We start from the raw sequence: 23,546 nt of genomic DNA, 5'->3' as shown, positions 1-23,546 counted from the left end.
GCAGTCCTTATCTAAACATTGGCCGCGCAGAAGTGGCGGATATAGTCCTCGTGCGGTGGCATCCGGTCACGACAGGCGGCGATCACTTCGCGCGTCTGGCGCAGCCAGGTTTCCGAGCGCGCCTCAGGGATGCTGAGCGTCAGCGGATCGGGGGCCGCCGGGCGCAGGCCCTGCCCCCACATGACCGCCAGCCAGTTGCCCGTTCGAAACTGCTCGCCGCGCTCCTGCGGGATGCGGCCCCGGCTGCGGAACAGGTCGAGCCGGTGGGTCAGGGCGACCGGCACGGCCATGTCGCGGCAGTAGGTCCAGAAGGCGCTGTCCCGGCGCGATCCGGCATAATAGTGCAGGATGAGAAAGTCACGCACCTCCTCATATTCACGCGTCAGATCGGCATTATAGGTGTCGATATCGGCCTGATGGAAGTCGCGATCGGGGAACAGATACTGCAATCGCGCGATACCGTTCTGAATCAGCATGATCGAAGTCGATTCCAGCGGCTCCAGAAAGCCGGACGACAGGCCGATGGCGACGCAGTTCTTTTCCCAGAATTTCCGGCGGCGGCCGGTCTGGAAACGGATGGCGCGCGGTTCGGCCAGAGGCTCCCCATCGAGATTGGCCAGCAGGTTTTCGCGCGCCGCGTCCTCGTCCATGAACTGACTGCAATAGACGCTGCCATTGCCGACGCGGTGCTGCAACGGGATACGCCAGCGCCACCCGGCACTATGGGCGGTCGAGCGCGTATAGGGCACCGGCGGCTCGGTGGCGCGGCTGGGCACAGCCAGGGCGCGGTCGCACGGCAGCCAGTGCGACCAGTCCTCAAAACCGACCCCCAGCGCCTCGCCCAGCAGGAGCGAGCGGAAACCGGTGCAGTCGATAAACAGATCGCCCTCGATCAGGCGCTCGCCGTTCAGACGCAGGCCGGTGATGAACCCCCGCTCATTCAGATCGACGTGTTCGATGCGGCCTTCGACACGGCGCACCCCTTCGGCCTCGGACATCTGGCGCAGGAAGGCGGCGTAGTGGGCGGCATCGAAATGATAGGCATAGCTGATTTCAGCCAGCGGCGAATTGGCCCCGGCGGGCGGCATGAACTTGCCGGCCTTGGCCGCCAGCGCCTGAAGATTATAGGAATCGAGCGGCGTCTCATCGCCACTCAGGGCATGGCGCAGCCACACCGAATGAAACGGCAGGGCCCCGAATTCTCGTCCGAAGGGGCCGAACGGGTGCACATAGCGGTTATCGAGAGCACCCCAATCGACAAATTCGATACCGAGTTTGTAGGTGCCATAGGTCGCCTTGAGGAAGGCGTGTTCGTCAATGCCGAGAACCTGATTGAAGACGCGGATATAGGGGGTTGTCGCCTCGCCCACGCCGATGGTCGAAATCTCTTCGCTTTCGACGAGGGTGATGGTTTCGACATCGTCCTTGAGCAGTTTGGCAAACCAGGCGGCGGTCATCCACCCCGCCGTGCCGCCTCCGGCAATGACCACGTGTCTTATCTTCTGGGACATGTCCCTTACCGCTAGCTGAAAAAAAGATGCCTGACAAAACACTTGTCAGGCATCGAGGCCCGTATCCAGAGCTATTTTTCAGGAGGGGGAGCGCTCTGGACACGGTGTAGGCGGGTTCCCGCGAACGGGAACCCGCAGGAGGCTTAGAAGGTCGCACGACCCGTGAGGGTGAAGGTACGGCCGTCATAGTCGATCCAGCGCACGAAGCGGTGATCGTTTTCGAACTCGTAACGCTTCTCGTCGGTGATGTTATAGGCATCGAGCGAGATGGTGAAACGATCGGTCAGGTTATACGAGGCCGACAGGTCGAGCTGACCGCGTTCCTTCACCGAACGCGCGCCACCCGTATAGGTGCCGTTGGCGTTCAGAGGATAGTCGGTACGGTAGTTGTAAACCGCGCGGATACCGTATTTCGGGGTCTCGTAGTACAGGATGGCGTTCGCCGCGTGCTTCGAGATACCGGGGAAGGGCGCGATGGCCGGGCTCTTCGACTTGGTATAGGCGTAGTTGAAGTTACCGCCAAAGTTCTTCCAGAAGCCCGGCAGGAAGTCGAAGTTCTGCTGGATGTTGAACTCAAGCCCGTCCACGGTCGTGTCGCTGTCGAGGTTGTAGGCCCCTGAGGCTGAGATATACAGCTTGTTCGTGGCCGTGCTACGGCTAGTAGCGGTACACGTCTGGCCATCCCACGACAGCGGCCCATAACCCCAGTTCGACCCATCGGCCGGACACAGGATGGCCGGGTCCGAGGTGCCCACGATACGGCCGGTGATGACCTTCTTGAAGTAGGCCAGCGAGATCACGCCGTTCGGACGGTTATACCATTCCAGCGACAGATCGTAGGAGTCGGCGAGGTATGGACGCAGCTTGTTGTTACCAATTCGGATCGACGCCGTCGCCGAAGTCAGATTGCCAGCATTCTGGTTCGAGCTTACCGGCTCACCAATGCGAGTCACCGGCGAGAATTGACGGTCCTGCGGACGGACGTAGGTCTTGTAATAGGCGCCACGCAGGATCAGGTCATCCTTGATGTCGGCGGCGAAGATCGCCGACGGCAGCCAGTAATGATACTTGTTTTCCAGACGCTGCCACTTGAAGTCCGACAGGGAGCCGACGGCACCGGTGAAGTTGCGGTAGGTGTCGAGCGAGTCGATGGTGTTCTGCGTGCCTTCGTAACGCGTACCGAAGTTACCACGCAGACGGTGGCCCAGCACTTCCGTTTCGTACTTGAATTGGATGTAGGCCTGGGTCAGGTCGTTTTGGGTGCGGTAGTTGTTATCGGCAAAGGCGCCATCCTTGTACAGGATATTAAAGCCGCGCGTGGTCAGACCGCCACCCGAGGGGGTGTAGATGTCCACGGGGGTGACCGCCGCAATGAAGCGCTCGGCATCGATAACCTGCCAGTTCTTGCTGATCGAAGCATTGCCGTTCATGAAGTCGTTGACGAAGGACGGGGTATAGACCAGGTCCTGCGTGATATTCTGCAACTTGGCGCCATAAGCCATGTTACGGAAGCCGCGCGACTTGAACTCATTCTTTTCGAGGCGCAGCCCGCCCTTGATGCTGGTGATCGGACCGAACTTCACAAAGCGTTCCGCATCGATCTGTGCGGACGTCACCGTCTGCTCAGCGAAACTCTCCGAACCGGAGATGTTCAGGTAGTACTTGCCGTCAGCCGTGTTGTAACCTTCCGGGTCGTCGCTGCCGCCCCAGATCCAGCCCGTGTTGAAGATGCGGTTTTGCGGGGTCGGGTTGACCGTGTAGCTGAAGCCATCCAGATCGCCGAAGCCGGTCGTCAGACGGCCGCTGATCCCGTTGCCGCCGGTGACCGGGTTGGTTTGCAGATCGAGCTCGGTTTCCAGAGACTGGTTGGCCCCTTTTGAACCGGCAACAATGGCCGAAACCTTCCAGTCTTCGTTCGACCAGTCGAGGTTGCCGATGAAGCCCTGCGACTCCTGCTTCTGCGAGTAGAGGCGCGTCGACGACTTGGCCGGGAAGTTAGCGTAGTCGGCCGTCTGATAGAGCCAGCGACCGTCAGAGGTCTGAACCGGCGTGCCCGACGGCGTGATGGTGCCCGCGCCATCCCAGACGGCGTTGATCAGGAAGTACTGGGTGGTCTTCGGCAGATCGCGCTGGGTGTAGTAACCGATCAGGCCGACCTTTGTGTTGTCGTTCGGCTTCCATTCAACGCCGCCCGAAGCGGTCCACAACTGACCGATATTCTCACGGGTATACTGACGGATGGCGTCCAGCGCATAGACGCCGGTATTGCCCTTCGAACCCGTTGTGGCGGTGTTGAAGTTTTCGTTAGGCAAAGCGCCGACCACGCTGTTCAGCGTGCGGCAGAAGGAGCCCGACGACGGACAAGCTGTGGCCGAATAGTAATCGCCATAGGTGGCGGCAAACTGCGACTTCGACAGGCCCGTCAGGCCCGGCGTCAGACGGCTGTAGCCGTTAAAACGCAGCGTATCACGGCGGAAGTTTTCTTTCTTGTAGGCCACCGTACCAAAGACGGCCAGGGTGCTGCTCAGGTGCTTGTTATAGCCCAGGGTGAAGGCGGGAGCGGTCTTACCGCCCAGCTCGTTATATTCCATCGCCGCCTTGAACACGCCGCCGTCCGTGCGCGACAGGGCGCCGGCGATTTGCATGTCGATATTGCCGGAGAGGCCGCCCGACTGGGCATTGGCCATCGGCGACTTTTCGATGACGAAGGCCGAGAAGATGTCGGAGTTAAAAGCACCGAGCGGCGCGCCCTGATCATTGGCGAGCGACGGCGGCGCGGCAAAGGCCACCCCGTTCAGCGTCGTGCGGGCGTAGGAGCCTGGCATACCGCGCAGGTTGATGGTGGCGTTACGGCCTTCGGCTTCGCGGTTGATCTGGACGCCGGGGACGCGTTGCAGGGCTTCACCCACGTTCAGGTCGGGGAAGCGACCCAGACCATCCGAGGAGATACCATCGGTGATTTCGATATTGTTGCGCTTGGCACGAACGGCGTCGGCATAGCTCTTTTTCAGACCCGTAACCACGACCACTTCCGGCTCAGCCGCGTTCTTGGCCGCTTCCTGCGCTTGCGCGACAGCGGCACCGCAACCCATCAGCATGGTGGCGCCAAGAAGGATGGATTTCGTCCCCCTCGCGTATGACCGCAATTTCATCTCTAACTTCTCCTGGGATATCTGGCCTTACTCAATTGAGCGGCACAGGCTTGGTGCAATTCCGTGCCCCGCCTCTGTTCTGTGCTTGCCGTCAGGTAAAGGTCTGTCAATTACACCTTCAGGACCACCTGACCGCAACACAGAATTTAAAGTCGCGGCGAACTCAACTTAAGCATTTTTTGCTTTTTCTATCGTCTTATTGATAACGCTACCCGCACAACTTACTATGCGGTCCGCGTCCATCGCACTCGAATATGCGCCGAATAATTGGCCTGTCAATTTGTAATATGGCTGACACAAACGATTTTTGCGGGCCAATTTTGACGCAATTGCGAAACGATTTTTGGCGGTTTGTTTTTAATTGTTATATTTCAGCTATTTAAATTCTTTGCGAGCACGAACAAGAGGTCAACCAAATTCCAATCTCGTCGAACCACTGTCTCATATATGACACAAAGTGAGATAGCGCCGATATGAAAACCGGCCTCCAGCGCTTTGGTTTACCAATGCGGTCGAGGGAATCAGGCCGCCCGGACGGAAAATAGGTCAAACCAATATTGGCGCGCCAAAATGCGAAAAATCGAAAATCGAGGGCCAAACCGGCGCTCAACGCCCGTATGGCCAGGGGGCCTGTCTATCCGCGGTAATAAGCGACAAACGATTGACCGCTTAAAAAAGCCTAGAAAATCTCTGCCCTAAAGGCCTTGCTACGCCCATACACAGCGTATGACCCCGATCACGCCGGACCGGGCCAAGGGAAAAAAGCGACAGATGTTTGACATAAAAAAATTGACAGGCCAATTTTTTGACGCATAGAGTGAGTGACCAGAGCCTTCACAGGCAAAAAAGAATTATCGGGCCGGATCAAATATTAAATATAATATTTCTTCGGCTTAACAGTAAACCTGGCCAGACCATCCCGCCTCATTCCCAAAAGGAAGTGTGACTAAGGCCTGATGTGGCTGAGGCGTGAACCGACGATCCTCGCGCCTATCTTCCTCTGTTGAGACCTGACAATGCCCGCTCTTAGCCGCCGGACGTTTCTTTCGACCTCTATAGCGACGGCGACCACGCTTGGTCTCGCGCCCGCCCTTCACGCCGCAACCGCTCCGTCAGCCGCGCAAGCGGTGCTGAAGCGTTTTCTGGGCCGCGACGCCGCGCGCATCCGCCTGAGCCTCGATCCGTCAGGCGCACTGCCGTGGTACGCGACCACGACGACGGGGGGGCAGGTCACCATTCGCGGCAATTCGCCGGTCGCGCTGACGCACGGGGCCTATAGCTATCTAAAACGTGTGGGCGCAGCCCAGACCAGTTGGGAAGGCGACCGCGTCGCCCTGCCCGCGCGCCTGCCGACGGCGGACACCGCCAAGGTCGAAAGCCCGTTCGCCCACCGCGTCTATATGAATACGTGCACCTTTGGGTATACGACGCCCTTCTGGGACTGGGCGCGCTGGGAGCGCGAACTGGACTGGATGGCGCTGCACGGCATCGACATGCCTCTGGCCATGGAAGGACAGGAATATGTCTGGCAGGCCCTGTGGCGCGAGCTGGGCCTCAGCGACGCCGAACTGGGCGACTACTTCTCAGGCCCCGCCTTCACGCCCTGGCACCGCATGGGCAATATCGAAGGCTATCTGGCCCCCGTGCCGCAAGCGTGGATCGAGAAGAAGCACAAGCTACAGGTGCAGATTCTCGCCCGCATGACCGAGCTGGGCATGACGCCCATCCTGCCGGCCTTTGGCGGCTATGTCCCCAAGGCCTTTGCGCAGAAGCACCCGGAAGCGCGCATCTATCCCATGCGCCCGTGGGAAGGCTTCCATGAGACCTACTGGCTCGATCCGGCCGATCCGCTGTTTGCCAAGATCGCCGCGCGCTTCATTGCGCTCTATAGCGAAACCTATGGCGGGGGCCGTTATTATCTGGCCGACTCCTTCAATGAGATGCTGCCGCCGATCTCGCACGACGGGTCGGACGTCAAGGCCGCCAAGTATGGCGACTCCACCGCCAATACCAGGGAGACGGAAACCGTCGTCGATCCGGCGGTGAAGGCCGAGCGCCTCGCCGCGTATGGCAAGGCCATCTACGACTCCATCCGTCAGGCGCGGCCCGACGCCGTGTGGACCATGCAGGGCTGGCTGTTCGGCGCGGACAAGCATTTCTGGACGCCGGACGCCATCGGGGCCTTCCTGCGCAACGTGCCGCAGGACAGGCTGATGATCCTCGATATCGGCAATGACCGCTATCCCGGCGTCTGGCAATCGAGCAACGCCTTTCAGGGTAAGCCGTGGATCTACGGCTATGTGCACAATTACGGCGCATCCAACCCCGTCTATGGCGACCTCGGCTTCTACCGCGACGATATCAAAAGCGTTCTGGCGCGCAAGGATACCGGCGATCTCAAAGGCTTCGGCCTCTTCCCGGAAGGTCTGCACAACAATTCCATCGTCTATGAATACGCCTATGATCTGGCCTGGGGTCAGACCGACCAGACGGTGAGCGAATGGCTCACCATCTATCTGAAAAGCCGCTATGGGCAGGTGACACCTGCGCTGGTGGCCGCATGGACCACCTATGTTGAGGCGGCGTTTTCGACGCGCTACTGGACGCCGCGCTGGTGGCGCAGCAAGGCCGGGGCCTATCTTCTGTGCAAGCGCCCGACGGCGGACATGGTGGAGTTTGAGGGCCATCCGGGCGATCGCGCCAAACTGCGCAGCGCCGTTGCGGCCTTCCTGTCGCTGAAGGGCTTTGAAGGTTCGGCCCTTTATCGCCACGACGTGATCGACGCCGTGCGGCATCTGGTCTCCGAAGAGATCGACGACCGTCTGATCGCCGCCATGAAGGCCTATAAGGCGGGCGATATGAAAACCGGCGACGCCCTGCGCGAAGAAATCCGCGCGCTGGTCACGCAGGTCGATACGCTGATGGGGGCCCAACCCGACACGCTGGCGAGCTGGATCGACGCGGCGCGCGCCTATGGCGATACGCCCGAAGACAAGGCCTATTATGTGCTGAATGCCAAGGCGCAGGTGACGGTCTGGGGCGGCAAGGGCAATCTCAACGACTATGCCTCAAAAGCGTGGCAGGGGCTCTATAAGGACTTCTACCTGCCGCGCTGGATGAAGCTTCTGGCCGCCTTGCGCGTCTCGGCGAACGGTGGCGCCCCCTTCGATCAGAAGGCCTTTACGCGCGACCTGATCGGCTGGGAGCAGGCGTGGGTCAGGGCCGATATCCCCTTCAAACGCCACGCACCGAAACAGCCGCTCAAGGCGGCCCACGCCCTTGTCGCACAACTGGGGGCCAAGGCATGAGCGCCGCCCGTTATACCGCCCTTGATGTGTTTCGCGGCCTGACCATCTGCGTCATGATCGTGGTCAATACGTCGCCCGCCGGGGCCGAGCCCTTTGCGCAGCTTCAGCACGCGCAATGGTTCGGCTTTACCCTGACCGATCTGGTCTTCCCGTCGTTTCTGTTCGCCATCGGCAACTCGATGGTTTTCGCCTTTCGCAAGCCTCTGCCACAGAAAGCGTTTCTGCTGAAGGCGCTGAAGCGCTCGGCCCTGATCTTCCTGCTCGGCTATCTGATGTACTGGTTCCCCTTCGTGCATCAGACGCCGGATGGCGCATGGGCCTTCAATGATATCGGCCACACCCGCATTATGGGCGTGCTTCAGCGTATCGCGCTCTGCTATCTGTTTGCAGCGCTGGCGGCGCGCTATCTGTCGGTAAAGGGCATTCTCATCCTCAGTGGCGGGCTGCTGCTGGGCTATTGGGGCCTGCTCTACGCCTTTACACCCGCCGCCGACGCGCTCACCATGACGGGCAATCTGGGGGCCAAAATCGACCAGTTCGTGCTTGGGCTCGATCACATGTACCGCGGCGGAGCCAGGGGTTATGATCCGGAAGGTCTGCTCTCAACCCTTCCCGCCATCGTCAATGTGCTGGCCGGCTATCTGTGCGGCCGTCTGATCCTCAAAACCGAAGACCGCTTTGGCACCGTCCTGATCCTAAGTGGTGTCGGGCTGGCCCTCGCTTCCGTCGCCCTCGTCTGGAGTTTCGGCTTCCCCTTCTCCAAGCGTTTGTGGACCTCATCCTTTGCGCTACTGACCATAGGGTTCGACTGCCTGATCCTGTCGGGGATCATTGCCTATGTCGATGTGGCCAAACGCAGCGAGGGCTTGGGCTTCTTTGAGACCTTCGGGCGCAATCCGCTCGTTATCTATCTGTTTTCAGAGCTTTTGGTCACCGTCCTGCAAACCTTCAAAAACGCCGAAGGGCATGGCCTTTACGACCTGATCGGCCTTAACCTCTTCCGCACGCCGGTGACGGGATCGTGGGGCGCTTTGGCCTGTGCGGTCGCCTATATGCTGGTCTGCTGGGGATTGGGCTGGTGGATGGACCGCAAACACCTCATCATCAAACTCTGATCCGGGTAACCGGAGCGTCCTGTTTCTGTTATAAGCATGAATAATATGACCGATATCATTCCTCCCCTCTACTATATCGGCGTCGATGGCGGCGGCACGCGCTGCCGCGCGCGTCTGCGCAACCGGGCCGGTCAGGTGTTAGGCGAAGGCTATGGCGGCGCGGGCAATATCCGGCTGGGGCTGGGGCTTGTGTGGCGCAATATCATGGCCGCCGTCGATGAGGCCTTGTCACAGGCACAGCTCACCCATGCCGACCTGCCCGACATCCATATCGGGCTGGGGCTGGCCGGGGTCACCTCGGCCACCAGCGCGCAGGTGACCGTCGATGCCGGGCCGGATTTCGGCGCGATCTCGGTGGCCAGCGACGCGCACGCCGCCTGTCTGGGGGCGTTTTCCGGCAAGGACGGGGCCATTCAGATCTGCGGCACAGGCAGCGCGGGCTATATCCTCAGCGACGGTGTGGGTCAGGGCATTGGCGGCTGGGGGTTCGAAGTCGGTGATGACGGCTCGGCGGCGGGTCTGGGCCGGGCGGCGCTGCGGGCGGCGCTGCGCGGCTTTGACAAGATCGCCCCGGCGACCGACTTCACGCGCGAAATGATCGCCTCGTTTGGCGGGCAGCCCGCCGATGTGATCGCCTTTGTCACCACGGCGACGCCCAGCGATTATGGCGCGATGGCCCCCACCATCATGGGCTATGCCGAAAAGGGCGATCTGGTCGCCACGGCACTGGTGCGCGCGGTGGCCGAAGATATCGGGCTTTATCTGCGTCGCCTGCACCATCTGGGGGCCAAACGCATCGCTCTGGTGGGCGGTCTGGGCGAGCCGATCCGCCCCTGGCTTTCGACACGTGACGCAGCCCTCCTCAGCGAGCCGGAACAGGACGCCGTCGAAGGGGCGATCCTTCTGGCCAGAGGGGCCAGCAACGGTCTGGCCTCGCCCGGCAAGATCCTCGTCTGACCTGATTACCGTTCTCCCCGAAACGCCGGACAAAGCGTGTGCCGGCTTCGGCAACTGGGCGCATCCTCTCCAAACTCCGGATTTTTGAGAGGATGCGCCTCTTTTATGATTGCGTGACCGATGACACCCAACCGACGCACCGTAGTGGCCAGCCTCCCCGTTATCGGCATGGCCAGCACTCTGGCGGCCCCGGTCGCCGCCGCCACCTCCCCGGCGTCAAGCAGCCCGCGTCAGCGCCTGCGGCTCGATGACGGCTGGCGCTTTCATTTCGGTCATGCCGAAGACCTGGAGCGCGATTTTGGTTTTGGGGCCAACCAACGCACCCTTGCCAAACAGGGGCGCAGCGGGGCCAAGCCGGACGCGGCCGATTACGACGATTCGACCTGGCGGTCCGTCATCCTGCCGCACGACTGGGCGGTCGAACTGCCCTTCGTCAATAACGAAGACTATCGCCGCAACCCGGCGGACAAGGACGATGAGGACTACGCCGCCGCGCACGGCTATAAGCCGATCGGGCGCAAGTTTCCGGAAACCTCGGTCGGCTGGTATCGCCGCCTGATCACGCTGGATAAGGCCGATGCGGGCAGGTGCCTGTGGCTGGAGTTCGATGGCGTGTTCCGCGACGCCACCATCATCTTCAATGGCTATATCCTTGAGCGTCACGACAGCGGCTATACCTCCTTCCGCGTCGATATTAGCGACTTTATCAATACGGACGACACGCCCAATGTGCTGCTGGTGCGCGTTGATGCGTCCTATGGCGAAGGCTGGTTCTACGAAGGGGCCGGCATCTATCGCCATGTCTGGCTGGTCAAGGCCGACCCCGTTCACGTGCCGCAATGGGGCGTCTTTGTGCGGCCGCAGACCAACGGCACGGTCGAAGCCACGGTCGATCTCGTCAACCGCAGCGAGGCGGCGCAAGTTGCCACGCTTGAGGTCACGGCACTGGACAAGGACGGCACCGCGGTCGCCACGACGCGCCAGACGGTTGAGCTGAACGCGCAATCCCCGGCAACCCGCGAGGTGCGCCTCACCCTGCCGCAACCGCGCCTGTGGTCGATCGACAGCCCCTATCTCTACACGCTGCGGGTCGAGGTGACGACGGAGGCGACCCACGATCTCTATTCGCTGCGTTTCGGCCTGCGCGACCTGCGTTTTGATGCCAGGGAAGGCTTCTTCCTCAATGGCCAACCCGTCAAGATCAAGGGCACCAACAACCATCAGGACCATGCGGGGGTGGGTGCGGCCATTCCGGATGCGCTTCAGGTGTGGCGTCTGAAGCAGCTCAAGAGTCTGGGCTCCAACGCCTATCGCACCTCGCACAATCCGCCGACGCCGGAGCTGCTCGATGCCTGCGACGAGCTGGGCCTGCTGGTCATTGACGAGGTGCGCCAGATGACCTCCAGCCGGCAGGGCCTGAGCGAGCTTGAGGCCCTGATCCGCCGCGACCGAAACCACCCCAGCGTCATCCTGTGGTCCATCGGCAATGAGGAACCGCAGCAGATGACGGCGCGCGGCCTTAAAGTCGCCAAAAGCATGGCGCGATGCATCCGTGAGCTTGACCCGACGCGCAAGGTCAATGCGGCCATGAACAAGGGCTTTGGCGACGGCATTACGACGGCGCTGGACGTCATCGGCTTCAACTATCACGAAGCCCAGATCGAGCCCTTCCGCGCGCGCTTCCCCGACATGCCGATCATCGGCACCGAAACGGCCAGCGCGGTGTCGACCCGCGGTGAATACAAGACCGACGCCAAACGGCAGGTCGTGGCCTCTTACGACACCGAACACCCCTATTGGGGGGCGACGGCGGAAACCTGGTGGAGCCTCTATAATTCAAAGCCTTACCTGCTGGGCGGTTTCATCTGGACCGGGTTCGACTATCGCGGCGAACCGACGCCCTTCAACTGGTGGCCGTCGGTTGCCTCCAATTTCGGCGTCTTCGACAGTTGCGGCTTCCCCAAGGACATCTATCACTATTACCGCGCCTGGTGGCAGGACGAACCCGTGCTGCACCTTTTGCCGCACTGGAACTGGAGCGAAGGCGAGACGGTTTCAGTCTGGGCCTATTCCAACTGCGATGAGGTGGAACTCTTCCTCAATCGCAAGTCGCTGGGCCGCCAGACGATGCGGCGCGACTCGCATCTGGAATGGGCCGTGCCTTTTGCGCCGGGCACCCTCACCGCCTATGGCTATAAGGGCGGCATGGTGATGATGAAGAGCGAGCGCAAGACCGCCGGTGCACCCCATCGTCTGGTCCTCAGCGCCGACCGGACACAACTGAGCGCCGACGGTCAGGACGTGGCCATGATCAGCGTCAGCGCCGTCGATAAGGCGGGTGTCACCGTGCCGCTGGCCGACGATCTGATCCAGTTTGCTTTGACCGGTCAGGGCCGCCTGATCGGCGTCGGCAACGGCAATCCCAACAGCCACGAGCCGGACAAGGCCTCTTATCGCCGCCTCTTCAACGGTTACGCACAGGCCATTGTGCAGACGACCAAAACCGGCGGGCGCTTCACGTTTGAGGCCCGCGCCGAGGGCCTGAGCGCCGCCACCCTCACCTTTACTTCGCGATAGAGGACGTCATGACCTTTAAACTCAGTTCCGCCCTCCTGCTGCTCTCGGCGACGCAGGCCCTTGCCGGTGAACCGATCAGCACGCGCTTCAATGCCGACCCCTCGCCGCACGTCTTCAATGGCAAGGTCTATCTCTACGCCACGGACGACGCCTCCAATTCCGGCACCTACTGGGATTCGACAAGCTGGCGGCTCTATACGTCCAACGACCTGAAAACCTGGCGCGACGATGGGTCGTTTCTGAGCGTCACCGTGTTCAAATGGGCGCGCCCCGATGCCAAGGCCTGGGCCCCCGAAGCCGCCTATCGCAACGGCAAATACTACTTCTACGCCCCCGTAGGCGGCGATAAGATCGGCGTGGCCGTGGCCGATACCCCGGCCGGGCCGTTCAAGGATGCGCGCAGCGACGCCCTGATCGACAAGGCGCGCGACGCCAATGCCGGGGACGAGCCCATCGACCCGCAGGTGCTGATCGACGATGACGGTCAGGCCTATCTCACCTTTGGCACGCGCGTGCCCAAGATCGTCAAGCTCAATGCCGATATGACCTCGCTGGCCGGGCCGATCGAAAATCTGGTCATCGAGGGCTTTCCGGCCAATGATCCCAAGAAGAAATATGGTGAGGCCCCCTTCCTGCACAAGCATAAGGGCCTCTATTATTTCAGCTTTTCGACCGGCTGGCCGGGGCAGATCGTCTATGCCACCTCAAAAACGCCGATGGGCCCCTATACCTATCGCGGCGTGATTTTCGACTATCTGAAAATCTCGACCAACCATCAGGCGATTATCACCTTCAAGGGCAAGCCGTGGTTCTTCTATCACGACAACCTGCTGCCCGGCGGCGGCGATCACAAGCGCTCCATCGCCATCGAACCGCTGCGCTACAATCGCGACGGCACGATCCGTGAGGTCAAGGTAAAGCCCTGAAGGCCTATTTCAGGGTCAGCACGATCAGCGATTTGGCCGGCTGCGTCAGCACCAGATACCCGTTTTCGAGCCGCGCCCCGTCAAAGGGGTGCGGCTTTACGGTGTCTGCACGCCCGAAATCATTGTGGGCGTCCATCGCCTCCGCCGTCAGTATCTGCGCACTGAGCGTCTGTACCCGCAGGTCGCGCAGGTCGAGGCGCATCTCCACGGCCTCCTGTGGCGACAGATTGCTCAGCGCCACCAGATAGTCGCCGTTGGTCGCGCGCGCCGCCGCCCCGCTGAGCGACGGCATCCAGGTGGTACCGACCTTGATATCCGGGGCCGCCAGCCGCAGCGGCAGGGCGGTCGCCTCCTGAAACGGTACGTACATCTGATAGGCGTAATAGGTCGGCGTCAGCACCATCTGAGGCCCGCGCGTCAGGATGAGGGATTGCAGGACATTGACCGTCTGGGCGATATTGGCCATGCGCACACGGTCGGCGTGACGGATGAAGATGTCGAAATTCACCGCCGCCACCAGAGCGTCACGCAGGCTGTTCTGCTGATAGAGATGACCGGGATCGGTGCCCGGCTCGACCGTGTACCAGGTGCCCCATTCGTCGATAAACAGTGCCACCCGCTTTTGCGGATCATGGGCGTCCATCACGCGGGAATGGGCGCTGATGTAGTCCTCCATCTTCAGGGTCTGCACGAAGGTATCGGCCCAGTCCTGCGCGTCGAAGCCCGTGGCGGGTTTGGTCACATCGACATTGCCGGTGGGCGAGGTGTAATAATGGAGCGACAGCGCGTCCATATTCTCCAGCGCCTCATCCATCACGGCGTCGGTCCATTCGGTCAGACCGTTCTTCGCCCCCACGGCGACACGGGTTGCCGCCTGACCGGGCTGCGGATGGTAGAAGGCGGTAAAGCGCATGAAGTCGCGCCCGTACTGCTGCGGCGTCATCTTGCCGCCACAGCCCCAGTATTCGTTGCCTATGCCGATGAACTTGACCGGCCACGGCTTGTCACGGCCATTGCGCCGACGCTCCTGCGCCAGCGCATCCTCACCGTCCGAGGTCATATATTCGATCCACTGGCGCATTTCGGTCGGGGTAGAGGCGCCGACATTCATCGACACATAGGCGTCGGCCCCGATCTGTTCCACAAAGTCGAAATATTCATGCGTGCCAAAGGCATTGGTTTCCGGCGATCCGGCCCACCAGTTGTTCTTGCGCGCCGGGCGTTTGGCCCGTGGGCCGATACCGTCGCGCCAGTTATATTCATCGGCAAAGCAGCCGCCGGGCCAGCGCACGACCGGCACGTGGATGGCCTTCAGTGCCCCCACCACATCGCTGCGGATGCCGTGCACATTGGGGATGCGGCTGTCGGGTCCGACCCAGATGCCCTCATAGATACCGCGCCCCAGATGTTCGGAAAACTGACCGAAGAGGTAGCGGCTGATCACCGGGCCCGACGGTTCGGCCATCAGCACACCGGAGGCGCGCAGCGGCTCGGCCAACACGGCCCCGGCCATAAGGCACCCGCTTAAAACTATGCCCGCCAGATAGCGCCACAACTTTACGCTTACGCTCAGATCGTGTCTCATGCCCCTGTCCCGAAAGCAGCCGTAACGCTCAATTTGGCCAACCAATTTCGTAGCCTTGACGAAAGTGGTGTGTCAATTCAATTTACAGACGCCAATTGCGGCTCACGAAACCGTATTGGGTCCAAATCAAACCTTGAGCACCGAACAAAACTAACGATAATATACTCAGACCAATAAAACAGATCGGGAGGTGAGTATGCGTCTTTCACGTCGGGCCTTTGCGGCCTTAACGGGCTCTTCTCTCGCGGCGGCGGCCCATGCCGCCCACGCCAAGGGTCAGAGCGCGCTTGACGCCAACGGGCACGTGATCCGCCTCCCGGCGCCCGATACACCGGGCTTTCAGTATCAGCGGCTGAGCGAAGGCGTGCAGTTCCATCTGAACGGCGTCACGAAGACGGTCCTGTTCTATGGTCCCGCCACGGTACGGGTGAACGCGCATCTCGGCAAAAACCACTGGGCGAACAAAAGTATCGTTATCTTGAGTCGCCCCAAATCCGTCGCCTTCCAGATCGAGGACGGCAAGACCACGCTGCGGATCAAAAGCGCGGCCCTGAACATCGAGATCGACAAGGTGTCGGGCGCGCTGAGCTTCCTGTCGGCCGATGGCCGCCTCTATACGCGCGAACGCGCCACGTCACCGCAGGCCATTCGCCCGGTCACCTTGCAAAACGCCCCCAGTTATGAGGTCGAAAACAGCTTCACCCTGAAACCCGGCGAAGGCATTTACGGCTTCGGCTATGTCAACGAAGCGACGCTGAACCGCCGCGGTCAGAACCTGCTTCTGGTGCAGACCAATACCGGCATCATCATCCCCGTCATGGTGTCGTCCGAGGGCTACGGCATCCTGTGGGACACCTATTCCAAGATGCGCTTTTCTGACGGCGCGGACGGCGCGACCCTGTGGGCCGAAAGCGCGCCGGGCGGCGTCGATTACTACTTCATGGGCGGCGGCAGCGCCGATAAGGTCATCGCCGCCTATCGCACCCTGACCGGGGCCGCGCCCATGTATCCGAAACAGGCCTTCGGTCTGTTCATGAGCAAGGAGCGCTACAAGACGCAGCAGCGTCTGGTCGAGGTGGCCGAGACCTTCCGCAAGGAGGGCTTCCCGCTCGATTATATCGTGCAGGACTGGCAATACTGGGGCTCAGACAAGGACGGTAGCTGGAGCGGTATGATCTGGGACAAGGAACGCTTCCCCGATCCCGATGGCATGATCCGCAAAATCCATGATCTGCATCTGAAGCTGATGATCTCTATCTGGCCATCCATCGGCAACGATACGGCGTTGGCGAAAGAACTCGACAGCTACGGCCTGCGCTTTAAGCCGCTGCACTGGATCTCCAAAAAGGCGCGCATCTACGACGCCTTCAGCGCCAAGGGCCGGCAGATCTATTTCAAGCACATCAAGCACGGGTTGCTGGACAAGGGCGTCGATGCCCTGTGGATGGATGGCACCGAGGTCGAGGTGGGCACGGCCTGCTGGGACGCCTCGGAGGTGGAGGCCGATATCAAGGGCCTCGGCGTCAATGCCATGGGCGACTTTACGCGCTACCTCAACCCCTACACCCTGATGACGACGCAGGGCACCTATGACGGGCAGCGCGCCACCGGCAATAAGCGCGTCCTGACCCTGACGCGCTCGGCCTGGGCCGGGGCGCAGCGCACAGCCGCCACCTCTTGGTCGGGCGATATCTTCGCCAGTTGGAAGACCTTTGCCGAACAGATTTCCGGCGGTCTCAACGTCACCATTACTGGCAATCCCTACTGGACGCAGGATACGGGCGGCTTCTTCGTGACCACCTTCCCCGGCGGTGAAAACAACCCCGCCTACAGAGAGTTGTTTGCCCGCTGGTTCCAGTTTGCGGTCTTCAACCCCCTGATGCGCGTGCACGGCACCAGTATCGAGCGCGAGCCCTATATTTTCAAAACGCTGGACTCAACGGTCTATGCCGCACTTCTGGAGGCGGTGCATCTGCGCTATCGCCTGCTGCCCTATATCTACAGCCTGAGCTGGCAGGTAACATCCTCACACTATACGCTGATGCGGGCCCTGCCGATGGACTTTCCGCACGACCCGAAGGTGTACGACATCAACGACACCTTCATGTTCGGCCCGGCCTGCCTGGTGCAGCCGGTGACGCGCGCCATGTATAATCTTCAGGACCCGCCGGCGACCACGATTCCGGCTGAGGCGCTGCGCACACCCGACGGCCGGCCCGGGCTGGCGGGCCAGTATTTTGAAGGCGAAAATTTCGAGACGCCGAAGGGCAAGGTCATCGACGCGAAACTCGATCACACCTGGCCGGGGCCGCCTCTGGCCGAAGCGCCGGGGGGCTTGAGCAGCCTCAACAACTTCTCCGCCCGCTGGGAAGGTCAGGTGATTGCCCCGGAAGACGGCGCGTTTGAGCTTGGGCTCGAAGGTGATGACGGCTTCCGCCTGTTTATCGACGGCAAGCTTGTGGTCGAAGACTGGTCTAACGGCGCACCGCGCTATAAGGGCACCCCGCTTACCCTGAAGCGCGGGCAGGCTGTGGCGGTGAAGATCGAATATTATCAGGCGACGTCCGGGCGGTCTTTGCGTCTGGCGTGGCGCACGCCGGCCGATCTGCGCGCCCTGGCCGAAAGCCGCAAGGTGCGGGACCTCACTACACAGACCTATCTGCCGGCGGGCAACGGCTGGTACCACTTCTGGAGCGGAGAAAGGCTCGCGGGCGGTCAGAGCGTGACGCGCGAAACCCCGCTCAATGTGTTTCCGTTCTTTATCCGCGAAGGCTCGATCCTGCCGCTGGGGCCGGTTGTGCAGTACGCCACCGAGCAACCGGACGCGCCCTATGAGGTCCGCATCTATGCCGGGGCGGACGCCAGCTTTACGCTCTATGAAGACGACAACGAAACCTATGACTACGAAAAAGGCGCGTACAGCACCTATACGCTGACCTGGTCGCAGGCGACGCAGAGCCTCAGCATCGGGGCCCGCAAAGGCCGCTTCCCCGGCATGGTGCAAAAACGCGCGCTGCGTCTTGTGCTGATCGACGGGCAAAACCCGCCACGGACCCGCAACCACCTCTATGACGGACAAAAGGCCGTTGTCAGCTTCAAAGGTTAAACGAAAGGGGGCGTTTGCCCCCTTTCTTATCAGACCACGCCGTAGATTTTTAGGGCCACACCAAACTCATGGCTGGCCGCTGGCGGAATGTCGATGACCAGACCGTCGGCGCTCTGACGGAAGGTCAGCGGATCGCGGCTGCCCACCACCTCCACCCGCTTGACGCGCTTCTGATCCCGGCCTTGCAGGGAGCGGATAGTGACCGTCTGTGCCGGCCGGCCCAGCGTGATCGCATAGAACGCCTTGTCCTTCGTGGTAAAGCGCAGGTCTTCGGCGGTAAAGGGCTTCTGGGCGCTTTCGCCGAACATGCCGACGCCCACCTGAGTGGGGCCTTCGCCAAAGACCCGCCACGGGCGTGTACCGTAAATGGCTTCGGAGAAGCGTGCCATCCAGGATCCGATGCCTTCGACGATCTTGCGTTCTTCGGAATCGATCGTGCCGTCCGGGCGCACCGGCACGCTGAGCAGCAGATTGCCGTTCTTGGAGACGATATCGCACAGGCGATGGACCACGTCGGCCGCAGGCAGGTAGCGCTTTTCGTCATACAGGCGGCGGTTATAGTGCCATTGGCCAATGCAGGTGCAGGTCTGCCACGGCCGCGCGTCGATGGCCGATTTCGAGCCGCGCTCGACATCGGCGACGATACCGCCATTGAAGGGGCCGTGCGGCTTCATATTGACCACGCCCTCAACCTTGCCCCCATGCCATTTGGCCGAGGCATTGTAGAAGTGGGCGGTGACATCGAGCCCCACCTGTCCCAGAGGCAGATCGAAATTGTCGAAATAGACGATATCGGGGCGATAGCTGTCGATCAGATCCTTACAGCGAAGATACCATTGGCGCGTAAAGGCCGGATTGTTCAGCGGCGGCTTTTCGTCCCACACCCGGTCGTTTAGTTCGTGCCAGGCATTGGCGGAGGTTATGTTATCGAAGCCATCGGGCAGGGCCATGACCGGATCACCGTAGAGCATACGGGGATCGAGCCCTTCCCACCACTTGCCCTTGCCATCGAGCGCGTTCAGCTTGTAGGCGTCATAGCGTTCGCCCTGACGCGGGCCTTCGGCATCATAGCCATAGGCCGTCTGGAACCAGTGCCAGGCGTGGGCGGAGTGGTTGGAGACGCCAAAGCGCAGACCCCGCTTACGCGCCGCCTTTTCCCAGATGCCGACAATGTCCTTGCGTGGGCCGATACGCGTCGAGTTCCAGTCATGGAAGCGCGAGGCATACATGTCAAAATTGTCGTGGTGGTTGGCCATCGACATGAAGTATTTGGCCCCAGCGCTGACATAGAGATCAAGCAGCTCATCCGGGTTCCAGTTTTCGGCCTTCCAGCGCGGCAACAGGTCCATAAAACCCGTATCCGCCGGGTGGCCATAGGTCTTGACGAAATGCTTATAAGACCCGCTGCCCTGCAAATACATTTCACGCGCGTACCAGTCGCCCGCTTCCGGTACACATTGCGGGCCCCAGTGCGCCCAGATGCCGAACTTGGCGTCGCGGAACCAGTCGGGCACCTGATACTGGCTCTGAAGCGAGGCCCATTCCGGCTTGAACGGCCCGTCGGCTATCTTGTCAAAGCCCGGTTCGACCAGCTGAGCCGCCCTGGCGGGCAAGGCCGAAGCCAGAGCCAGACCCGCCGTTCCCCGGACCCATTCGCGTTTGGTGACTTTCATCTGGCCTGCCTCATATTTTATCAGAGAAATGGAAGATTGTATCCAAACCCTAATTTGTACGACTTATTTTGGCAAGTCCTTAACATGGTCGCCAGGTGGGTGCGCGGGGGTCGCAGCTTCCATGAACGCGGTCAGGGTTAAGCGCCCGGCGGCCGGATCTTCACTGTGGATTTTTGTCGGAACTATAATTCCGGAATGGAGGGCACGCGACCTGTAGAGAACCAGGCGGTTAAAGCGGGCCTCAACCTCCTGCACGACGTCGAAAAGGGGGTGGGCAGCGTCCGGATAACCGCTAATCGCAGGGGTCATCCGCAACTCATCGGCCAGTCGCCTGTTATAGCTTTCAGCGCGGTCAGTCGAGATTCGCTCGAAGCCGGTCGAACGATGGCGGTAGAACCGTGTCCCTCCCCATGATGAGTCACACAGATAGACGACCACAGCCAGATTTTTGTCTGGTGTCGAATCGTAATGCGGCAAAGCCTGCGCCAGCATCAGCTTTTCAGGCGGATAGGAGACCATCGCAAAGGACGTCGTCATGGACATCTCATCATCGTCCGAAACGCCAAACACATGTTGGGCCAGGGGCTGTAACGCGTAAAAGAGAGCGACATTCAGGGCTTGGGGAACCGCTGCGCGCACACCCGGGTATGCCACGCCACCGGGCCCAAAGCGCGCTTCGGTCGTCGCGTATTGGACAAGACGTTCCGGATGCAAAAACGCCTCGTCAATAACAATCAGCGGCTCCTTTTCTGACCCCATTAGCGTGGCCTTTGGGCGGGCAGCGAAGTTCAGGTCATAGTCGGTTTCGTTGATCATGCCACATCCTCATGGGCTTATACCCTTTTGCCTCAATGCGATGCGGGTTCCACCACCCCGTAATATTTGTCCGCTCCATCAAGTCGCACCTCGGCATAGTCGAGCACCACGCCGGGATCGAGCGGCCAGAGCTTCAGGCTGTGCACCCCGGCCTCCAGCTTTTTGAAGCCTTGCGTCTGGATGGCCTTGTTGGTCAGGACATTGCCGCGCCAGACATCGCTGCGGCCCACGGTCGCGAAATCCATCAACTGCACCGGGCCGTCATCCAGTTGCACCGCGACCTTAAGGCCCGTCGCCGGGTTCAGCGCATGGACCGGCAGGGCCACGACGCTTAAGGTGCCGCCAACGGCGCTATAGGTGGTGAAGCTATAGGTCAGGGGCGTGCCCGCAGGTGTCGTGCGCGTGGGCAGGGTCAGGCGTGAGCGCAGGCTGTTGCCGGAATGGCCAAGACCCTCCAGCCGCTCCCAGTCGTCACCGCTCTGTGTGGCCAGCGGAATGATCACACGGCGGTCGTTTTCGATAAACGGCGTCTGGGGCGGCGCCGGCAGCAGCTTGGTATAGACGCGCACCGTCTTGCCGCCACAGGCGATGTCGATGGGGCCGGTGGACGCCCCGCCGTCATAGGAGACGGTCAGGCGTTGCTCAAAACCGTTGTCGGTGGCCAGACGCCCGCTCGTACCGGAAACCTTCAGGCTGTCTCCCGTGACTTTCAGCGACCAGTCGCGCGCCTCGGTATCGCGGCTAAACAGCTCGATGACCCGGCTGCGCGGCTGACCCGTGACAAAGGTAAGCGCGTTTTCGTCGTTCCACCAGCCGCCGGAGACCGCCGCGGCACAGCCCTTTTCCGGCGACACCGACCATTGCGGCCAGGTGGGTTCCAGAAACACCGGCAGTTTGCGCGGGGCCATATCCATCATGTGGTTCCACTTGCCGTTTTCCAGCCCATTATAGGCAGCCGTATCGGCGACCAGGGCCTGATGCGCCGCCTTGGCTTTCGCCACATAGGCGTTGGCGCTGGCGCGGCCCTGGCGGGCATAGAGCCCCGCCAGATCGAGGTTCAGTTTGCGGCTGTTGAGATTGGCCGCACCGCGCACCGGATAAAGGATCATCTCGAAGAAGGCCGACTGACGGTCGGCGGGTAGGGTCTTTTCCACCGCCTCGGCGCGGGCCACCAGATCGGCATAGGCCTTCAGACGCGCCTGCGCCTTTTCGCCATCGGGCTTGACGAAATCGCTTTCGGTCACCGGCGTCACCGGCTCGGTTTCGGAAAAGCCCATATATTCGGGCTTCCGTTCAAAGGCGAGGTCGTAATAGCCCATCATCAGATCGGCGATCTCTGAGGCCTTGTCCGCCCCAAACTGCTCCGCCGCCCATTTCGTCAGGTGATCGCGCGGGGCTTCGGCAAAGCCGTCCGCATCGAAGGCCAGATCGAGGAAATATTGCGTCAGATACTCAATCGGCTTGATGTCGCCGACATTGACGATCCAGAGGCGCCGGGCGTCCAGCGCATAGGCCTTCTGCATTTCGGCATGGATCAGCGCCGGGTGCGTCGTCCCCAGCCACAGATAGTCGTGCGGACGCCCCCAGTAGGACAGGTGGTAATAGACGCCGGAGCCGCCGGACCGCTTGCGCTCTTCCGGATTGCTGAGACGGCGCACATAGCCGTAATTGTCGTCCGCCCACATCAGGGTCACGTCGTCGGGCAGTTTCAGCCCGGCATCGTAGGCTTCCTGAAGCTCATGATAGAGCACATAGGCCTGCGGCACCGTCTCCGGCGCTTTGCCGAAGGTCGAGCGGATCAGGTCGCGTTGCAGGCTGATCACCGACTGCAGCACGTCCTTGCGCGCCTCAAGGGTGTCGGCGCCCTGCATGGGGCCATCGTGCAGGCCGCGCAGGCCGACCGTGTAGATGTTTTCGTCGCGGGCCGTCTCCTTCAGGCGCGTTCGCCAGTAGTCGAGGATCTTGTCGCGGTTGACCTTGAAATTGAAGGGACCGTTGCGCGCCTCATCCCATTCGCGCAGATTGTTGCGCGCCATCGGCTCGGCGTGCGAGGTCCCCATGACAATCGCGTAGGCGTCGGCCAGCTTGGGATTGGCCTTATTGCCGTAGAACTGCACGGTATTGATGTGCATGGCCGGCCACAGCGTATTGGCCTTCAGACGCCACATCAGCTCAAAGACGCGTTTATAGGTTTTAGGCCCGATATTGCCGACTTCGGGCTCCAGAGTCTTGCCCGCCCACGGCTCAAGCCCCCAGTCCTCGTCATTCAGAAAGATGCCGCGATACTGCACCGACGGGGCCTTCGACAGACGCGGCGCGCCGTCGATGACGAGGCGGCTGACGCGACGCGGCTTGACATCCGCCCACCATTCCCAGGGCGATACGCCCAGCTCACGCGACAGGTCGGTGACGCCATAGACGGTGCCGCGCCGGTCGGAGCCATAGATGAGTACGTAGGTCTTGCCCTTATGCGCGAAGGCGACGCGGCCATAGCGTTCCCACTGGCCTTTCAGCGCGAGCGGATCAACCCCCGCCGCCTTGGCCAGTTGCGTGACAGCCGGCGCATCAAAACGGCCGATGACGACGCAGACCTGCGCACAGTCAGACAGGCGTTTCGATACCTTCGCCGTCTGACCCGTCAGGGCCTTCAGATCATCCGACAGCATCTGCGCCGCCAGCGACGTGGTCTCGGTCTTGTCGTGCACAATGCTGAGGGGCTGCGTGCCGTCAAACAGGGTGGTCTCCGCCGCCGAGGCCGCGCCCGAACAGGCCAGTAGTAGGGTCGAAAAAAGCCAAACTCGTGACATGGGATTTCCTCTG

General features: G+C 61.2%; 12 protein-coding genes. 6 read left to right on the top strand and 6 right to left on the bottom strand.

Annotated elements, in window-relative coordinates; all coding sequences use genetic code 11:
- Positions 1-11 precede the first annotated feature (11 nt).
- Together AACH73_RS17490 and AACH73_RS17485 are read right to left on the bottom strand one after the other, a co-directional pair.
- On the bottom strand, positions 12-1,511 hold the full coding sequence (locus tag AACH73_RS17490) for a tryptophan halogenase family protein (protein ID WP_338736523.1): 1,500 nt from the start codon (positions 1,509-1,511) through the stop codon (positions 12-14).
- A gap of 143 nt (positions 1,512-1,654) precedes the next feature.
- Positions 1,655-4,663, bottom strand: coding sequence for a TonB-dependent receptor (locus tag AACH73_RS17485; protein ID WP_338736522.1), 3,009 nt, complete (start codon positions 4,661-4,663; stop codon positions 1,655-1,657).
- A 1,016-nt stretch (positions 4,664-5,679) separates the two neighbouring features.
- On the opposite strand from AACH73_RS17485, the gene AACH73_RS17480 reads away from it, so the two are divergent.
- The 5 genes from AACH73_RS17480 to AACH73_RS17460 all read left to right on the top strand — a co-directional run bounded on the left by AACH73_RS17480 (position 5,680) and on the right by AACH73_RS17460 (position 13,546).
- On the top strand, positions 5,680-7,971 hold the full coding sequence (locus AACH73_RS17480) for an alpha-N-acetylglucosaminidase (protein ID WP_338736521.1): 2,292 nt from the start codon (positions 5,680-5,682) through the stop codon (positions 7,969-7,971).
- Entirely contained in the window at positions 7,968-9,086 is a 1,119-nt protein-coding gene (locus tag AACH73_RS17475) for a heparan-alpha-glucosaminide N-acetyltransferase domain-containing protein (RefSeq protein ID WP_338736520.1), read from the top strand. The genes AACH73_RS17480 and AACH73_RS17475 overlap by 4 nt, the downstream gene beginning before the upstream one ends.
- Before the next feature lie 45 nt (positions 9,087-9,131).
- Positions 9,132-10,043 carry a BadF/BadG/BcrA/BcrD ATPase family protein gene (locus AACH73_RS17470; protein WP_272740889.1) on the top strand — a complete coding sequence of 304 codons (912 nt, stop codon included), beginning with the start codon at positions 9,132-9,134 and terminating at the stop codon, positions 10,041-10,043.
- 120 nt (positions 10,044-10,163) lie between these two features.
- Positions 10,164-12,620 (top strand): beta-galactosidase GalA, encoded by a 2,457-nt coding sequence (galA, locus tag AACH73_RS17465; protein WP_338736519.1) that lies wholly within the window; start codon positions 10,164-10,166, stop codon positions 12,618-12,620.
- A gap of 8 nt (positions 12,621-12,628) precedes the next feature.
- The gene (locus AACH73_RS17460; protein WP_338736518.1) at positions 12,629-13,546 is read left to right on the top strand and encodes a family 43 glycosylhydrolase; all 918 of its coding nucleotides are present in this window, start codon (positions 12,629-12,631) and stop codon (positions 13,544-13,546) included.
- A gap of 4 nt (positions 13,547-13,550) precedes the next feature.
- Here AACH73_RS17460 and AACH73_RS17455 read toward each other — a convergent pair whose 3' ends face one another.
- On the bottom strand, positions 13,551-15,131 hold the full coding sequence (locus AACH73_RS17455) for an alpha-L-arabinofuranosidase C-terminal domain-containing protein (RefSeq protein WP_338736517.1): 1,581 nt from the start codon (positions 15,129-15,131) through the stop codon (positions 13,551-13,553).
- A gap of 196 nt (positions 15,132-15,327) precedes the next feature.
- Between AACH73_RS17455 and AACH73_RS17450 the strand changes: the two genes are divergently transcribed.
- Positions 15,328-18,237, top strand: a complete 2,910-nt coding sequence (locus tag AACH73_RS17450; RefSeq protein ID WP_338736516.1) for a TIM-barrel domain-containing protein — start codon at positions 15,328-15,330, stop codon at positions 18,235-18,237.
- 29 nt (positions 18,238-18,266) lie between these two features.
- Here the strand turns inward: AACH73_RS17450 and AACH73_RS17445 are convergent, their stop codons facing one another.
- The 3 genes from AACH73_RS17445 to AACH73_RS17435 all read right to left on the bottom strand — a co-directional run bounded on the left by AACH73_RS17445 (position 18,267) and on the right by AACH73_RS17435 (position 23,533).
- Positions 18,267-19,910 carry an alpha-L-fucosidase gene (locus tag AACH73_RS17445; RefSeq protein ID WP_338736515.1) on the bottom strand — a complete coding sequence of 548 codons (1,644 nt, stop codon included), beginning with the start codon at positions 19,908-19,910 and terminating at the stop codon, positions 18,267-18,269.
- A 63-nt stretch (positions 19,911-19,973) separates the two neighbouring features.
- On the bottom strand, positions 19,974-20,726 hold the full coding sequence (locus AACH73_RS17440; RefSeq protein WP_272740883.1) for a DUF6445 family protein: 753 nt from the start codon (positions 20,724-20,726) through the stop codon (positions 19,974-19,976).
- 32 nt (positions 20,727-20,758) lie between these two features.
- The gene (locus AACH73_RS17435; protein ID WP_338736514.1) at positions 20,759-23,533 is read right to left on the bottom strand and encodes a glycosyl hydrolase 115 family protein; all 2,775 of its coding nucleotides are present in this window, start codon (positions 23,531-23,533) and stop codon (positions 20,759-20,761) included.
- Positions 23,534-23,546 lie beyond the last annotated feature (13 nt).

The sequence above is a fragment of the Asticcacaulis sp. DW145 genome (assembly GCF_037101385.1).
GTDB lineage: Bacteria > Pseudomonadota > Alphaproteobacteria > Caulobacterales > Caulobacteraceae > Asticcacaulis > Asticcacaulis currens.
The sequence above is the reverse complement of the archived record's forward strand: the minus strand, read 5'-3'. Positions and strand labels throughout refer to the sequence as shown.

Excerpts from the sequence above, each read along its gene's own strand:
- AACH73_RS17490 (WP_338736523.1), bottom strand. The coding sequence starts at position 1,511 with ATGTCCCAGAAGATAAGACACGTGGTCATTGCCGGAGGCGGCACGGCG.
- AACH73_RS17485 (WP_338736522.1), bottom strand. The coding sequence starts at position 4,663 with ATGAAATTGCGGTCATACGCGAGGGGGACGAAATCCATCCTTCTTGGC.
- AACH73_RS17480 (WP_338736521.1), top strand. The coding sequence starts at position 5,680 with ATGCCCGCTCTTAGCCGCCGGACGTTTCTTTCGACCTCTATAGCGACG.
- AACH73_RS17475 (WP_338736520.1), top strand. The coding sequence starts at position 7,968 with ATGAGCGCCGCCCGTTATACCGCCCTTGATGTGTTTCGCGGCCTGACC.
- AACH73_RS17470 (WP_272740889.1), top strand. The coding sequence starts at position 9,132 with ATGACCGATATCATTCCTCCCCTCTACTATATCGGCGTCGATGGCGGC.
- galA (WP_338736519.1), top strand. The coding sequence starts at position 10,164 with ATGACACCCAACCGACGCACCGTAGTGGCCAGCCTCCCCGTTATCGGC.
- AACH73_RS17460 (WP_338736518.1), top strand. The coding sequence starts at position 12,629 with ATGACCTTTAAACTCAGTTCCGCCCTCCTGCTGCTCTCGGCGACGCAG.
- AACH73_RS17455 (WP_338736517.1), bottom strand. The coding sequence starts at position 15,131 with ATGAGACACGATCTGAGCGTAAGCGTAAAGTTGTGGCGCTATCTGGCG.
- AACH73_RS17450 (WP_338736516.1), top strand. The coding sequence starts at position 15,328 with ATGCGTCTTTCACGTCGGGCCTTTGCGGCCTTAACGGGCTCTTCTCTC.
- AACH73_RS17445 (WP_338736515.1), bottom strand. The coding sequence starts at position 19,910 with ATGAAAGTCACCAAACGCGAATGGGTCCGGGGAACGGCGGGTCTGGCT.
- AACH73_RS17440 (WP_272740883.1), bottom strand. The coding sequence starts at position 20,726 with ATGATCAACGAAACCGACTATGACCTGAACTTCGCTGCCCGCCCAAAG.
- AACH73_RS17435 (WP_338736514.1), bottom strand. The coding sequence starts at position 23,533 with ATGTCACGAGTTTGGCTTTTTTCGACCCTACTACTGGCCTGTTCGGGC.